This is a genomic window from Minwuia sp. IMCC3060 (genome assembly GCF_029909435.1).
In the GTDB taxonomy this organism is placed as follows: Bacteria; Pseudomonadota; Alphaproteobacteria; order Minwuiales; family Minwuiaceae; genus Minwuia.
Map to the genome: position 1 here is coordinate 3925385 of NZ_CP123782.1, position 14769 is coordinate 3940153.

Sequence of the window (14769 nt, forward strand, 5' to 3'; positions counted from 1 at the left end):
TCCCCGTTGGGATGTTTCTTTCAGGTGATGGACTGCAGGGGTCGGATGAGCGACCGGCCTTGATACGGTCTGCAACCCTTCCGGAAATTCCGCCCTTTTCGTTGTCGGATACCGGCCCTGAACAGTTTACTTCGCAGTGACGACAGTAACATGACAGGTCAGGCGCTTGTCGCACGGCTTTGGGGGAAGTACTGAAGGTGGAGTGCCCTGTCAATCACGAACACAGTGTTCGGGGTGTGGCGTCTGCGCACGTGTGGAGTATTTCATGACCCGACCTGCCCTGCTTCTGATCCCCGGTCTTCTCTGTACCGAACAGCTCTGGGCGCCACAGGTGGCGGCCCTGTCCGAGCTGGCCGACATCCATGTCGGTGACCATGCGCAGGACCTGACCATCCCCGCCATCGCGGAACGCATTCTGGCCGGGGCGCCGCCGACCTTTGCGCTGGCCGGTCTGTCGATGGGCGGCTACATCGCCTTCGAGATCTGGCGGCAGGCCCCGGAACGGGTCACGCGCATCGCCCTGCTGGATACCCGCGCCAGCACGGATTCGGAGGCCGAACTGGTCCGGCGCCGCGAACTGCTGGCGCTGGTGGAGAAGGGCCGTTTCACCGGGGTGCATGACCGGCTGATGCCCCTGTTCGTGCATCCCGACCGGCTGCAGGATGAACCGCTGCTGAACACCATCCGGCAGATGGCGGAGGATATCGGCAAGGATGGCTTCGTGCGCCAGACCCGTGCGCTGATGGCCCGCAGCGCCGCCCACGATGTCTGCCGCAGCATCAATGTGCCCGCGCTGGTGCTGTGCGGTCGGCAGGATGCGCTGACGCCGCTGGCGATGCATGAGGAGATGGCGGATCTGATTCCCGGCGCCCGGCTGTCGGTGATCGAGGACTGTGGTCACCTGTCGACGCTGGAGCAGCCGGAAGCGGTCAATCGCGAACTGCGGGACTGGCTGCAGGGCTGAGGCGGTCTTTCTGTGGACCGCACCTGACTCCTTGCGCTGACCGCTCCACCCCTCTCCCCCTCCCGGCCACCCATTTCAGGATACTTGCGTGGGTGGCCGGGAGGGGGAGAGGGGTGGAGCGGTCAGCAAATGAGTCCCGAAAGGGGAGGCATGGTCCACGAACAGACAGATTCCGGTGGCCATCGCGCCTTGATCGGCGCTAGAAAACCGCCTTCACTGACATGTCGCCGATAGCGGCGATTCGGACCTGCCCGGAGCAGTAACGACGTGCGTCGTTCGAACAAACCACTGGCGTCGCGAATGGTCAGCCCGATGGGGCTGCTGTTCAACCGGTTCGCTTTCGCGTTCCTGCTGGCGCTCGGCCTGACGCTGCTGGTGGCGGGCCGTTCCGGCATCGGCCCGGTGGAGCAGGTGCGTACCGGGCTGCTGGATGTGCTGGCCCCGGTGCTGGATGTCATTTCCCGTCCGGTCTCCGCGATCAACGATCTGGCGACGGAGATCGAGCAGCTCTCCCGCGTCTATGAGGAGAACGACCGCCTGCGGCAGGAAAATGCCCGTCTGCTGCACTGGCAGGCGGTGGCGCGGGCGCTGGAACGCGATAACGCACAGTACCGCCGCCTGCTGAATGTCCGTGCCCGCTCCGATGTCACCTACATCACCGCCCGTGTCGTGGGTGAGTCCGGGGGCCCTTTCGTCAAGACCCTGCTGCTTGCTGCCGGGGAACGCGATGGTGTCGAGCCCGACCAGGCCGTGGTCAGTGAACTCGGGCTGGTGGGCCGGATCACGGAGGCCGGGCGCAACGCCGCGCGCATCCTGCTGATCACCGACCTGAACAGCCGCATTCCGGTGATGCTGGAGGGCAGTCGCCGCCGCGCCATCCTGTCGGGCGACAACTCCGGCCGTCCGCTGCTTGCTTTCCTTGAGGCGGAGGCCGAGGTGCAGCCCGGTGACCGGGTGGTCACCAGTGGCCATGGCGGCATGCTGCCCCCGGGTCTGGTGGTTGGCGTCGTTGCCTCGGTCACCGAGAACCAGGTCCGCCTGCGCCCCTTCGTCGATCTGGCGCGGCTGGAGCGGGTGAACGTGCTGCGCTATCGCCGTCCGTCGCTGGTGAATGACCGGAACGGGCCATGAAGCCGCGCCGCCGCAAGTCCGCCAGCAGCCGCATCGGCGATGGCCCCGGCCTGCCACAACTCGGATTCTGGCGACTTGGACTGGCGATCCCCGGTCTGGTGTCGCTGGTTCTGGTTCTGATGGGCAGCCTGCCGATCGGGGTGCCGTTCCTGGGTCCGGTGCTGCCGGCTTTCGGTCTGATCGCGGTGCATGTCTTCGCGCTGCAGCGGCCCGACCTGATGCCCCACTGGCTGGCGTTCGGTCTCGGCCTTGTCACCGATCTGCTGTCCGGCGGGCCGCTTGGCCTGACGGCGCTGGTCTTCCTCGGCGTCCAGGCCCTGTCGGCCAGCCAGCGCCGGGTGCTGATCGGCCGCCCGTTCGTGCTCGGCTGGGCCGCCTTCGTCGCTGTGGCACTGGCGGCCGCGGGCGTTTCGTGGCTGATCGCCTGCGTCTACTTCCTCGATCTCGTCAATCCGGTGGCAGCCCTGCTGCAGGTGGCGGTGACGGTCACCCTGTTCCCGCTGGTCGCGGCCCCGCTGCTGCTGCTCAGCCATCGCATGACCGGACAGGCCTTCGCATGACCGGACAGGATGGGCGCATGACCGGACGGGCGGGCGCATGAGGGGACGCGTCGAAAAGGCCCGCTATCCTGTGTTCACGCGCCGCGCGCTGATGCTGGGGGGCATGAAGGCGGCGCTGTTCGCGGCGCTGGGCGCCCGCATGTACTACCTGCAGGTGATCGAGGGTGACCAGTACAAGATGCTGGCCGACGAGAACCGTATCAATCTCGCCCTGCTGGCACCGCCGCGCGGGCGCATCCTGGACCGGCGCGGTGTGCCGGTGGCGACGAACCGCCAGAACTTCCGCGTCCTGATCGTGCCGGAACAGACGAAGTCGGTGGGGGAGACGCTGGATCGGCTGAACCAGATCGTGCCGGTCAGCGACCAGACACGGGCACGGGTGCTGCGCGATGTCAGCCGCAAGCGCCGGTTCGTGCCGATCTCCGTCGTCGACAATCTGACGTGGGAGGAGTTCGCCCGCATCAATGTCCGCAGCCCCGACCTGCCTGGCATCCAGCTTGATGTCGGCCAGACCCGCGACTATCCGCTGGGGGTCTATCTGGGCCACACGGTGGGCTATGTCGGCCCGGTCAGCGAGAAGGACCTGAAGGAAGGCGACGGTGACCCCCTGCTGGAACTGCCGGGCTTCCGCACCGGGCGGCGGGGTCTGGAACGCAGCTTCGAGGGCACCCTGCGCGGTGCCGCGGGCAACCAGCGGGTGGAGGTGAATGCCTTTGGCCGGGTCATCCGGGAGCTGTCCCGCACGGAGGGCCGCCCCGGTTCCGACATTCAGCTGACCATCGATGCGCGGCTGCAGCGCATCGCCACCCAGGCACTGCGGCCCGAAAGCGGGGCCGCCGTGGTGATGGACATTCACAATGGCGATGTGCTCGCCATGGCCTCGACGCCCGGGTTCGACCCCAATGCCTTCAACGTCGGCATCGGCAACACCGAGTGGCAGACGCTGCTGCGCAACAGCCGCAAGCCCCTGACCGACAAGACCATCGCCGGGCGCTATCCGCCGGGATCCACCTTCAAGATGGCCGTGGCGCTGGCGGCGATGGAGGCCAATGTGGCCGGCGCTGCGCACCGGGTGTTCTGCAACGGCAAGCATGTGCTGGGCAATCACACCTTCCATTGCTGGAAGCGCTGGGGCCATGGCTGGATGGACCTGAACGACGCCCTGGCGCAGAGCTGTGATGTCTACTTCTACGATATCGCCCGCCGGGTCGGGGTGGAGAAGATCGCCGTGATGGCGGAACGCCTCGGCCTCGGCCAGACCCTGCTGCCGGAGCTGCCGGGGGAGAGTGCCGGACTGGTGCCGAACCCGGCCTGGAAGGAAGGCGCGATCGGGGAAGCCTGGCAGGGCGGGGAGACCCTGATCATGGGCATCGGCCAGGGTTATCTGCTGGCCACGCCGCTGCAGCTCGCGACCATGGCGGCGCGGCTGGCGAACGGGGAGCGTGCAATCTCGCCCCGGCTGGTGTTTCGTGACGAACCGGACGTGGAGGCCCCGCCGCTGGGCCTGTCGAAGGATGCCCTGCGCCATGTGCGCCAGGGCATGAACGACGTGGTGAACGGCAAGCACGGCACCGCCCGCGCCCATCGGATCACCCAGGAAGGCTGGGAGATGGCGGGCAAGACCGGCACGTCCCAGGTCCGCCGCATCAGCCGCGCCGAACGTGAGTCCGGCGTGCTGAAGAACGAGGATCTCGAGTGGCGCAGCCGTGACCACGCCCTGTTCGTCGCCTACGCCCCGGTGGACAAGCCGCGCTATGCCCTCTCCGTGGTCGTGGAGCATGGCGGCAGTGGCTCCGCCGCCGCCGCGCCCGTCGCCCGGACGATCATGGAGGCGACGCTGGAGCTTGATCCCGCCAGCAACCGCAAGCAGCGCGTCGCCGCCAACCCGGAACGGGAGGGCTGAGCCGTGACCATGGGCTATCGCGATGACGGGCCGGACCTGCGTTTCGGCAGGAAACTGCTCAGCCTGAACTGGGGGCTGGTGCTGCTGATCGCGATGACCGCATCTGTCGGCTTCGCCATGCTCTATTCCGCCGCCGGAGGCGATGTGCAGCCCTGGGCGATCCGGCAGATCATCCGCTTCGGCGGGGGCGCGTTCCTGATGCTGGTGATCGCGCTGATCGATATCCGCTTCTGGATGCGCTGGGCCTATTTGATCTATGCCGTGGCGCTGGTGCTGCTGCTGGCGGTCGAGTTCGTCGGTACCACCGGCATGGGGGCGACCCGCTGGGTCAGCCTCGGGTTCTTCAACCTGCAGCCGTCCGAAGTCATGAAGATCGCGCTGGTGCTGGCGCTGGCCCGCTATTTCCACGGTCTGTCGCTGGAGGATACGGGGCGCATCACCTACCTGCTGCCGCCGCTGGCCCTGATCGGCATGCCGACCTTGCTGGTGCTGAAGCAGCCGGACCTCGGCACGGCCCTGCTGCTGGCGGCGGGCGGGTCCATCGTGCTGTTCCTGGCCGGGGTACGGCTGTGGAAGTTCGCCCTGGCGCTGGGTGCCGCGCTGGCGGCCATGCCCATCGCCTGGTCGCAGCTGCACGAGTACCAGAAGGGTCGCATCATGACCTTCCTGAACCCGGAGAGCGACCCGCTGGGCGCGGGCTATCACATCATGCAGTCGAAGATCGCGCTGGGGTCGGGCGGCATCTCCGGCAAGGGCTTCCTGGAGGGGACGCAGAGCCACCTGAACTTCCTGCCCGAGATGCGTACCGACTTCATCTTCACCATGCTGGCGGAGGAGTTCGGCATGGTCGGCGGACTGGCACTGATGGGCCTTTACATCCTGATCCTGATCTATGCCTATGCCATCGGCTTCCGGTCGCGGCACCAGTTCGGGCGGCTGGTCGCGGTCGGCATCGCCACGACCTTCTTCCTCTACATCTTCATCAATATCGGCATGGTGACCGGCATCCTGCCCGTTGTCGGCGTGCCGCTGCCGCTGATTTCCTACGGCGGAACCGCGATGCTGACCCTGCTGATCGGCTTCGGCCTGATCCTGTCGGTCTCCATCCACCGCGACGTGGAGATCCCGCGCAGCCGGGGATAGGTGGATCTGTCAGGGGGCGTTCGCTGATCCTGGCGCCCCTGTGGGTGCTTCTTCGTCTTCCCCCCTTGAGGGGGAAGTGGCCGCGCAGCGGTCGATGGGGGGTGAAGCCGCAGGCTGTTGCACAGTGGCGAAGTCATGACTGTTCGGCTGCGCCGATTCACCCCCATCCCGACCTTCCCCCGTCGAGGGGGAAGGAGGGTGCGCCTGCGATCGACTGCTCCTGACCACCGCCAATCCCATCACAACTACTTGACGGATCAGGCGTGATCCCGCCAACTCCGGGGCATGGGATTCTACTTCGCACAGGCCCTGACGGGGCTCGCCAGCGCGTCGTCGCTGTTTCTGGTTGCTGCCGGGCTCAGCCTGATCTTCGGCGTCACGCGGGTGGTCAATTTCGCCCATGGCTCGCTCTACATGATCGGTGCCTATGTCGCGATGGATGTCATCGGGCTGTTCGGCAAGGTGCCGGGGTTCTGGCTGGCACTGCCCATCGCCGCCCTGGTCTCTGCCGCCGTCGGCGGGCTGATCGAGGTCACCGTGCTGCGCCGCATCTATCGCGCGCCGGAGATGTTCCAGCTTGTCGCCACCTTCGCCATCGTGCTGATCGCGCAGGATGTGGCGGAATGGATCTGGGGCGTTGCCGACCGCTTCGGCCCCCGCGCGCCGGGCCTGTCCGGCGTCGTCACCATATTCGGTGAGCGCATACCGGAGTACGACCTGTTCCTGATCGCCATGGGACCGATCACGCTGTTCCTGCTCTGGCTGCTGTTCGCCCGCACCCGTTTCGGTGTGCTGGTCCGCGCCGCGACACAGGACAGGGAGATGGCGGCGGCGCTGGGTGTGGATCAGGCCAAGCTGTTCACGGCTGTCTTCTGCCTCGGGGCCGGACTGGCGGGGCTGGGCGGTGCGATGCAGGTGCCCCGCGATGCCGTCACCCTGACCATGGATCTGGAGATCATCGCGGAGGTCTTCGTCATCACCGTGGTTGGCGGCATGGGCTCCATCCCCGGGGCCTATCTGGCTGCCATCCTGATCTCCGAACTGAACGCCTTCGGCATCCTGATCCTGCCGGAGATCACCCTGATCGTGGCCTTCGCCGCCATGGCGGTGGTGCTGGTGATCCGCCCCTACGGGCTGCTGGGCCGTCCGCCGTCGGCCCCGGAGACGCCGCCCGGTCCGGGCATGGGCACCCTGCGGCTGCCGGCCATGGCCTGGGGCGGGCTGTTTCTGGTCATGGCGCTGCTGCCGCTGGTGGTGGACCAGTTCATGACCGTGCTGATCATCGACATCATGATCCTGGGCATGTTCGCCATGTCGCTGCAGTTCCTGATGGGGCCGGGGGGCATGGTCAGCTTCGGCCACGCCGCCTACTTCGGTGTCGGCGCCTATGGCGCGGCGCTGCTGGTGCGGCATCTGGAGGCGGACATGGGCTGGGCGCTGGCCGTGGCCCCGGTGGCCGCCGCCGCCGCGGCGCTGTTCTTCGGCTGGTTCTGTGTCCGCCTGTCCGGGGTCTATCTCGCCATGCTGACGCTGGCTGCCGCCCAGATCGTCTGGGCCGCCGCGGTGCAGATGCAGGACTTCACCGGCGGCGATGACGGCCTGACCGGAATCTGGCCGGCGAAGCTCTTCGGCGATGACCTGGCCTTCTACTACCTGGCGCTGGCCTTCGCGGTGATCGCCGTTCTGGTGCTGCGGCAGGCGACCCGCAGCCCGTTCGGACGGGCGCTTACCGCCGCACGGGACGCGCCGCTGCGGGCGGAGGCGCTGGGCATCAACGTGCAGAACCAGCAATGGATGGCCTTCACCCTGGCCGGGACCGTCGCGGGTCTTGCCGGTGGTCTCTACGTGTTCAAGAAGGGCAGCGTCTTTCCCGATGTGCTGGCCATCCCGCAGTCGGTCGATGCCCTGATCATGGTGCTGCTGGGCGGTGTCGATGTGCTGGCGGGCGCGCTGATCGGGGCCTCCACCTTCGTGGTGCTGGAGGATGTGTTCAACCAGTTCGAGGCCTGGCGGTCGATGCTGGGCGGCGTGATCCTGCTGATCGCCATGCTGGCACCCGGCGGCATGGCCGGTCTCGGCAGCATGATACGGCGGCGGAAACCGGCATGAGCGCGGTGCTGCAGGTCAGTGATCTGGCGAAATCCTTCGGCGGTGTTGCTGCTGTCGATGGTGTCAGCTTCCAGGTCGGCGCCGGGGAGCGGCTGGCCCTGATCGGCCCCAACGGTGCGGGCAAGACCACCTGTTTCAACCTGCTGAACGGACAGTTGCGGGCCGACCGGGGCAGTGTCGTTCTGGATGGCAAGAACATCACCGGGCGCAAGCCGCGCCAGATCGTGCGGCTGGGCATCGGGCGCACGTTCCAGATCGCCCGCTCCTTCCTCAGCATGACGGTGGCGGAGGCTGTCGAGACCGCGCTGGATGCCGCGACCCGTCACACGCTGTCCTTCCGCCGCGCCCCTGACGCCAGTTTCCGCATCGCGGAGCTGCTGGGGCAGGTGGGATTGCAGGACCAGGCGGACCGGCCGGTGACGGAGCTGCCCTATGGCGACGTCAAGCGGCTGGACCTGGCCATGGCGCTGTCATCGTCACCGCGCCTGCTGTTCATGGACGAGCCGACGGCGGGCATGGCCGCCGCCGACCGTGCCCTGCTGATGGATCAGGTCAGCGCCATCGTCGCCGCCTCCGGTCTGGCGGTGCTGTTCACGGAGCATGACATGGAGGCGGTCTTCGGCCACGCCGACCGGGTCATCGTCATGGCACGCGGGCAGCTGATCGCGGAGGGCACGGTGGATGAGATCCGCCGCGACCCGGAAGTGCGCCGGGTCTACCTCGGCCGCGCCGAGACGGGGGAGGCCGAAGCCATGCCTGAAACCCATGTCTGAGGCCATGCTGCGGATCGAGGGTCTGAGTGCCGGTTACGGACCGGCGACCGTGCTGCACGGGATCTCCTTCAGCCTGGCGCAGGGGGATTCACTGGCCTTGCTGGGGCGTAACGGTGCGGGCAAGTCCACCACGATCAAGGCGATCATGGGCCTGGTCCGCCGCGGCGCCGCCACATTGAGCTTCGACGGCCAGGCCATCGGCAGCCTGCCGCCGCAGAAGATCGCGCGGCTGGGCGTCGGCTATGTGCCGGAGGAACGGCGCATCTTCGCCGAACTGACGGTGGCGGAGAATCTGGAGGTCGGGCGCCGTCCGACCCGTTCCGATGCGCCCGAATGGCCGGAACAGCGGCTCTATGACCTTTTCCCCGAACTCCACGCCATGCGCGACCGCCGCGCGGGCCGCATGTCAGGCGGGGAGCAGCAGATGCTGACCATCGCCCGCACGCTGGCCGGAAATCCGCGCATCCTGTTGCTGGACGAACCGGCGGAGGGGCTGGCGCCGGTGGTGCTGGACCGCATTGCCGACACGGTCGCCACGCTGCGGGCGGAGGGGCTGACCCTGCTGATCGCCGAACAGAGTCTCGGTTTCGCGGCGGAAGTCGCCAGCCGCTGCGTCGTGCTGGAAAGCGGCCAGATCGCCCATACCGGCGACATGGCCGAACTCGCCGCCGACAGCGCCCTGCGCGACCGGTTGCTGTCCGTCTGAGGCCTCCGGACCAGTCCGCCAACATCGGCGCGGCACACTGGGTACCCGGGTCAAGCCCGGGCACGGCGTCAGTGGGGTGTTGGTGGCGGTGAGCACCAATGTCCCGCCCTCCCCCACGCCGCTCGCGGACTTGATCCGCGAGCCCAGCTCTCGGCACTGAATCAAATCAGTTCGCACTGAGGCCTCCGCGCCAGTCCGCTGACGTCGGCGCGGCACGCTGGGTACCCGGGTCAGGCCCGGGTACGGCGTCCGTGGGGTGGCAATGTCCCACCACGCCCACGTCGCTCGCGGACTTGATCCGCGAGCCCAGCTCTCGATACTGAATCAGATCAGATCGCGCTGAGGCCTCCGGGCCTGTTCGTCACCACCCGTACCGGCAAGGAGAGAATCAGACCCCGGCGATCCAGCGGCGGGCGAGCTGGTGGGCGAGGGAGAGGCGGGGCGGCATGCGCAGGCCCTCACCTTCCTCCGAGCGTTCCAGCATCTCGATCACCTGATCGCGGCTGAACCACTGGGCGTCTTCCAGTTCCTCCGGGTCCAGGGTGATCTCGGTCGTTTCCGCCTCCGCGAAGCAGCCGATCATCAGGCTGGAGGGGAACGGCCAGGGCTGGGAAGCGATGTAGCGGACCGTGCCGACCTTCAGCCCCGCTTCCTCCCAGATTTCGCGGCGCACGCATTCCTCGATGGATTCACCCGGTTCCATGAAGCCGGCCAGCGCGGAATAGGAGCCATCGGGGAACCGGGGCTGACGGCCCAGCAGGCAGCGGTCGCCGTCAAAGACCAGCATGATCGTCACCGGGTCGGTGCGCGGGAAATGCTGTGCCTTGCAGCCGTCATCGGTGCAGGCGCGCATGTAACCCGCCTCCCGCATTTCCGACGGCGCGCCGCAGACGGCACAGAAGCGATGGCGCTGGTGCCAGTCCAGCATGGACCGGGCCTGGGCCAGGATCGCCGCCTCCCCCACCGGCAGGGCCGGGGCGATGGAGCGGACATCGATGAACTTGCCCCTGTCGGGCCAGACCGCGTCACGCGGTGCGCGGCGGGGATCGGCCTCGATGGCGAAATGGGCGATGCCGTCGCGGGTACCCAGCAGCAGCGGGCGGTTTTCCTCCAGCAGGTCGAGCACCTCCAGTGGCGAGCACCAGGCAATCTCCGGCTCCGCGCTGACATCGATGAAGGCCCGCAGGCGTGACACCGGCATGAAACGGCTGGCGCGGTCCATCATCCGGTCGGCCAGCCAGTCGCCATCCTTGCGATGTTCGGAGACACGGTTCAGCGGTGCGCCGGAAAACGTGATCGGGTCGTCATAGGTCATGCTCATGCCGCAGCAGCCCGCGCGCAGGTGGTCCGTGTCGTGCTCATCCTGAATCCTCCCCCTTGTCGTCACTGTCCCCGCGGTTTCCGGCCCTGTTCGGCAGTTCGGCCGGTGCCGCCATCGGACAGGGGTCCTGTCTACCCCATTTCGGCAAGGCGGGGAATCCCGCAGGACATTCCGCCCGCCGCAAGGGGCCGGGGCGCGTCCCTTCCGGACAACTTTCGAAAAAAGCACATATATCGAATCGATATATGTTGATTTGCTATTCGGGCACCCCATCTCCCTGTCATCGGCGGCACGGAGAGCCCTCCACCGCCAAAGCCGCCACCACACGGGTGGCCCGACAGACTTGAGGAAAGACCATGATGAGCCGCATTGTTCGACAGCACCTGGGGGTCTGGATCGTGACCGCCGCCCTGCTGGCGAGTCTCGGCGTCAGCTCGGCGATGCCGGGCAAGCACCACAGCGCGAACGAGCAGGCCAGCGCCACGCAACAGACCGTTGGCGTGCCGCGCGGTGGCATCTCGCTCTACCAGGACCATACCGGAGAGTTCACCACCTACCGCCGAAGCATTGCTGTCGGCACCTATTGAGGGCCGACACGGGCCCTGTGCACCAACCGGGATGACAGCTGACGGGGCCCTTCCCCGATCATCCCCGCGAGACCCCTGAGACCGGTCACCCCCCTCCCGACCGGTTTCCACCCTGCGGGCACCAGAACCCCCTCTCTGGTGCCCGCATTTTTTTTTGGGGATTTCATTCGCTGACCGTGCCTCCCCTCTCCCCCTCCCGGTCACCCACGCAAGTATCCTGTAATGGGTGGCCGGGAGGGGGAGAGGGGAGGTGCGGTCAGCAAACAAGACCGGGTCCACGCAACAACCGCGACGCGGTCCGCAAACAACTCGCCCGAGGGCAATTCCCTTGCGGGCCGTTCTGCGTTAAACGTCGCGACAATCGCATACACCGGATTGCAGGAGCCATCGGCATGGCCGCCATTGCGCAACTGATCGACTTCGTCGTCGATTTCTACATCTTCTGCCTGATCGCGTCGGCGATCATGAGCTGGCTGGTCGCGTTCAACGTGCTGAACCCGCACAACAACATCGCGCGCACCATCGGCCAGTTCCTCTATCGCATCACCGAACCGGCGCTGGCGCCGATCCGTCGGATCCTGCCGGACCTGGGGGGAATCGACCTTTCACCGGTTGTACTGATCATTGGTCTGATGGTCGCACGGACCTTCGTCATCTGCGACGTGATGGGATTCTGCGTCGGTTACACAAGCTGACCGGTACGGCGCGCTGCTGCTGCACCTGCATGTCTCGCCCGGCGCCAGCCGTTCCCGCGTGGAGGACTGGCGCACGGACCCGGACGGCACGCAACGGCTCAGGGTCCGGGTTGCCGCCCCGCCGGAGAAGGGCAAGGCCAACCGCGCCGTGATCAGACTGCTCGCCGACGTGCTGAACGTCGCGCCGAGGGATATTGAGGTCGTGCGTGGAGAGATCAGCCGCGCCAAGACAGTTCAGATTGCAGGCGCGGAAGCTGAGCTCCGCCGCCTTCTGCCACCCCAGCCGCCCTCCGGCGCCCAGTAGACAGGGATCAGGATCATGACCGCAGCCGCAGAGTCCGCCTCCAGCACAGCCGCCAGCCAGCCCGACAACCGCATCGACGGCAAGGCCTTCGCGGCCCGTGTGCGGGAACGGGTCACCGCCCAGACGGAGATCCTGATCCGCGATCACGGGCTGAAGCCCGGTCTCGCCGTGGTGCTGGTGGGGGAGGATCCGGCCAGCCAGGTCTACGTCCGCAACAAGGCGAAGCAGACCAATGAGGCGGGCATGCGTTCCGACGAGATCCGCCTGCCCGACACCGCCAGCCAGGAAGAGGTCCTGGCCATCGTCGACCGGCTGAACGCCGATCCGGGCATCCACGGCATCCTGGTGCAGCTGCCCCTGCCGGACCAGATCGACGAGACCGCCGTGCTGGACCGCATCGACCCCGCGAAGGACGTGGACGGTTTCCATGTCATCAATACCGGGCGGTTGCAGGTCGGTCTGCCCGCCCTGGTGCCCTGCACCCCGCGCGGCTGCATGATGATGCTGGAGGACCGGCTGGGCGACCTCTCGGGCCTCAACGCCGTGGTCGTCGGACGCTCCAACATCGTCGGCAAGCCCATGGCCATGCTGCTGCTGCAGGCCAACTGCACCGTCACCATCGCCCACAGCCGCACCCGCAACCTGCCCGAACTCTGCCGCAGCGCCGATATCGTGGTTGCCGCCGTGGGTCGTCCGCACTTCGTGCAGGGTGACTGGATCGCGCCGGGTGCCACCGTCATCGACGTCGGCATCAACCGCGTCCCGAAGGAAGACGGCAAGACCCGTCTGGTCGGCGACGTGGACTATGCCGCCGCCATCGGCCATGCCGGTGCCATCACCCCGGTCCCCGGCGGCGTCGGCCCCATGACCATCGCCTGCCTGCTCGCCAACACCATCACCGCCGCCTGCCGCGCTGCCGGGATCGACGAACCGGAGGTGTGATGGCAGCGGACGGCCAGGGCTGACCCCGCTCAGTCGATCCAGAAGTCCCGGTCGAAGATGACCAGCAGCACCAGCACCTCCAGACGACCGGCCAGCATGGCGCTTGTCAGGATCCACTTGGCGATGTCCGGCAGGGGCTGGAAATTGCCGGCGGGGCCGATGATCTCGCCCATTCCCGGCCCGACGTTCGTGATGGCCGTGAGACTGGCCGAATAGGCGGTCACGATATCCAGTCCGCAGAGGGCAAGAAGAACCGTCACGATGCCGATCGTCGCGATGAAGACGGCGAGGAAGGCCAGAATCGATGTCGGAACATCCGAATCCAGTCTCTGGCCATTGTAGGACAGCGCGATCACCCGGTTCGGCGAGAACAGCCGCGTCACATGGGCCCGCACGAAGATCCACAGCACCTGGTAGCGGTAGATCTTGATCGCGCCCGAGGTGGAACCGGAGCAGCCGCCCACGAACATCAGCATCAGGAACATGCCGACGGCGCCAGGACCCCAGGCGGTATAGTCCGCCGTCGCGAACCCGGTCGTCGTGACGACGGAGGTGATGTTGAAGGACACCAGCGTCAGGGCCTCGAAGATGCCGATGTCCCTTTCCGCATGCAGCCAAAGCGTCATCAGGGCGGTGCTGACGGCCAGAAAGCCGAGAAATCCCCTCACCTGCGCGTCGGAGACCAGAACGCGCCAGTTTCCCATGGTCGTGCGCACGTAGAGAAAGAACGGGATCGCGCCGCAGATCATGAAGAACGTGCCGGCCCAGTGCAGCCGCCAGTCAGCGAAGTATCCAAAGGAGGCGTCATGCGTGGAATAGCCGCCGGTGGACAGCGTGGTCATGGCATGGGTGATGGCATCGAACGGCTCCATCCCCAGCAGGGAGAAGACCAGCGCGCAGAGCAGGGTCAGACCCGTGTAGATGCTGAACAGCAGGATCAGAAGGCGACTGTCGGCCGCCGCCTTGTCCTCGTCGGACCCGGAGCTTTCGATCTTGAAGAGCTGCATGCCGCCGACCCGGAGAAGCGGAAGTATCAGTGCCGCGATCGCGATGATCCCGATGCCGCCGACCCACTGGAGCATCGCGCGCCACAGCAGCACGCCCCGTGGCAGCCCGTCGAGGCCGGTCAGCACGGTCGAGCCGGTTGTCGTCAGACCGGACATGGATTCGAATACCGCGTCGGTGAAACTGATGCCGATGCCCAGAAAAGGGATCGCCCCGAAGCCGGCGACGAACACCCAGCCGAGAATGACGACGATGAACGACTGGCGAAGGTCCAGCCGGACGCCGCTCTCGCGCCAGGTCCCGGCCACCAGCAGCCCACCCGCGAACAGGGCGATACCGGCCGCGAGCAGGAACGCCTGCCAGTCCACATTGTCATCGGCCAGATCCGTGGCGGTCGGCACCAGCAGCGTGATGCCGATCCAGCAGACCACCCAGCCGAGGATCTGAAAGACCGGCCGGACGTCAAGCAACCGACCGCTCCTGCCCAGGCCCTGTCAGGGAAAACCGATGCGACGTCTGGCCGCCACCGGGGCTATGCATCTCTCAGCCACCTTGTTGACTCTGAACGGGACCCTGACGAGGGGCCCCTGAACCCGCAATACGCCCAATTCAGGGGCGAGGCAAAC

14 protein-coding genes are annotated in these 14769 nt (G+C 66.9%); 12 read left to right on the forward strand and 2 right to left on the reverse strand.

The annotated features are described in order from the left end of the window. The first annotated feature begins 265 nt into the window (after positions 1-265). From QGV54_RS18390 to QGV54_RS18425, 8 genes are all read left to right on the forward strand, one after another. Positions 266-964, forward strand: coding sequence for an alpha/beta fold hydrolase (locus tag QGV54_RS18390; protein WP_281019190.1), 699 nt, complete (start codon positions 266-268; stop codon positions 962-964). Positions 965-1231: 267 nt separating this feature from the next. After that, positions 1232-2095, forward strand: a complete 864-nt coding sequence (gene mreC, locus QGV54_RS18395; protein WP_281019189.1) for a rod shape-determining protein MreC — start codon at positions 1232-1234, stop codon at positions 2093-2095. After that, a complete protein-coding gene (gene mreD, locus QGV54_RS18400) occupies positions 2092-2655 on the forward strand; it encodes a rod shape-determining protein MreD (RefSeq protein WP_281019188.1) in 564 nt (187 codons plus the stop codon). The genes mreC and mreD overlap by 4 nt, the downstream gene beginning before the upstream one ends. A gap of 37 nt (positions 2656-2692) precedes the next feature. Next, positions 2693-4558, forward strand: a complete 1866-nt coding sequence (mrdA, locus tag QGV54_RS18405; RefSeq protein ID WP_281019187.1) for a penicillin-binding protein 2 — start codon at positions 2693-2695, stop codon at positions 4556-4558. 9 nt (positions 4559-4567) lie between these two features. After that, positions 4568-5701, forward strand: a complete 1134-nt coding sequence (gene rodA, locus QGV54_RS18410) for a rod shape-determining protein RodA (RefSeq protein WP_281019852.1) — start codon at positions 4568-4570, stop codon at positions 5699-5701. 285 nt (positions 5702-5986) lie between these two features. Next, positions 5987-7810 (forward strand): ABC transporter permease, encoded by a 1824-nt coding sequence (locus QGV54_RS18415; protein WP_281019186.1) that lies wholly within the window; start codon positions 5987-5989, stop codon positions 7808-7810. Further along, entirely contained in the window at positions 7807-8583 is a 777-nt protein-coding gene (locus QGV54_RS18420; RefSeq protein ID WP_281020005.1) for an ABC transporter ATP-binding protein, read from the forward strand. The genes QGV54_RS18415 and QGV54_RS18420 overlap by 4 nt, the downstream gene beginning before the upstream one ends. Beyond that, on the forward strand, positions 8576-9289 hold the full coding sequence (locus QGV54_RS18425; RefSeq protein ID WP_281019184.1) for an ABC transporter ATP-binding protein: 714 nt from the start codon (positions 8576-8578) through the stop codon (positions 9287-9289). Before QGV54_RS18420 ends, QGV54_RS18425 begins: the two co-directional genes overlap by 8 nt. A 388-nt stretch (positions 9290-9677) precedes the next feature. On the opposite strand, the gene nudC is transcribed toward QGV54_RS18425, so the two are convergent. Then, positions 9678-10610, reverse strand: a complete 933-nt coding sequence (gene nudC / locus QGV54_RS18430) for an NAD(+) diphosphatase (protein ID WP_281019183.1) — start codon at positions 10608-10610, stop codon at positions 9678-9680. 359 nt (positions 10611-10969) lie between these two features. Here nudC and QGV54_RS18435 point away from each other — a divergent pair, with 359 nt between their 5' ends. From QGV54_RS18435 to folD, 4 genes are all read left to right on the forward strand, one after another. Then, a complete protein-coding gene (locus QGV54_RS18435) occupies positions 10970-11197 on the forward strand; it encodes a hypothetical protein (protein ID WP_281019182.1) in 228 nt (75 codons plus the stop codon). A gap of 392 nt (positions 11198-11589) precedes the next feature. Beyond that, positions 11590-11892 carry a YggT family protein gene (locus QGV54_RS18440; RefSeq protein WP_281019181.1) on the forward strand — a complete coding sequence of 101 codons (303 nt, stop codon included), beginning with the start codon at positions 11590-11592 and terminating at the stop codon, positions 11890-11892. A 58-nt stretch (positions 11893-11950) separates the two neighbouring features. Then, positions 11951-12196 (forward strand): DUF167 domain-containing protein, encoded by a 246-nt coding sequence (locus QGV54_RS18445; protein WP_348638765.1) that lies wholly within the window; start codon positions 11951-11953, stop codon positions 12194-12196. Positions 12197-12211: 15 nt separating this feature from the next. Next, the gene (gene folD, locus QGV54_RS18450) at positions 12212-13138 is read left to right on the forward strand and encodes a bifunctional methylenetetrahydrofolate dehydrogenase/methenyltetrahydrofolate cyclohydrolase FolD (protein WP_281019180.1); all 927 of its coding nucleotides are present in this window, start codon (positions 12212-12214) and stop codon (positions 13136-13138) included. Positions 13139-13167: 29 nt separating this feature from the next. On the opposite strand, the gene QGV54_RS18455 is transcribed toward folD, so the two are convergent. Further along, positions 13168-14613 (reverse strand): TrkH family potassium uptake protein, encoded by a 1446-nt coding sequence (locus QGV54_RS18455; RefSeq protein WP_281019179.1) that lies wholly within the window; start codon positions 14611-14613, stop codon positions 13168-13170. Positions 14614-14769: the final 156 nt, after the last annotated feature.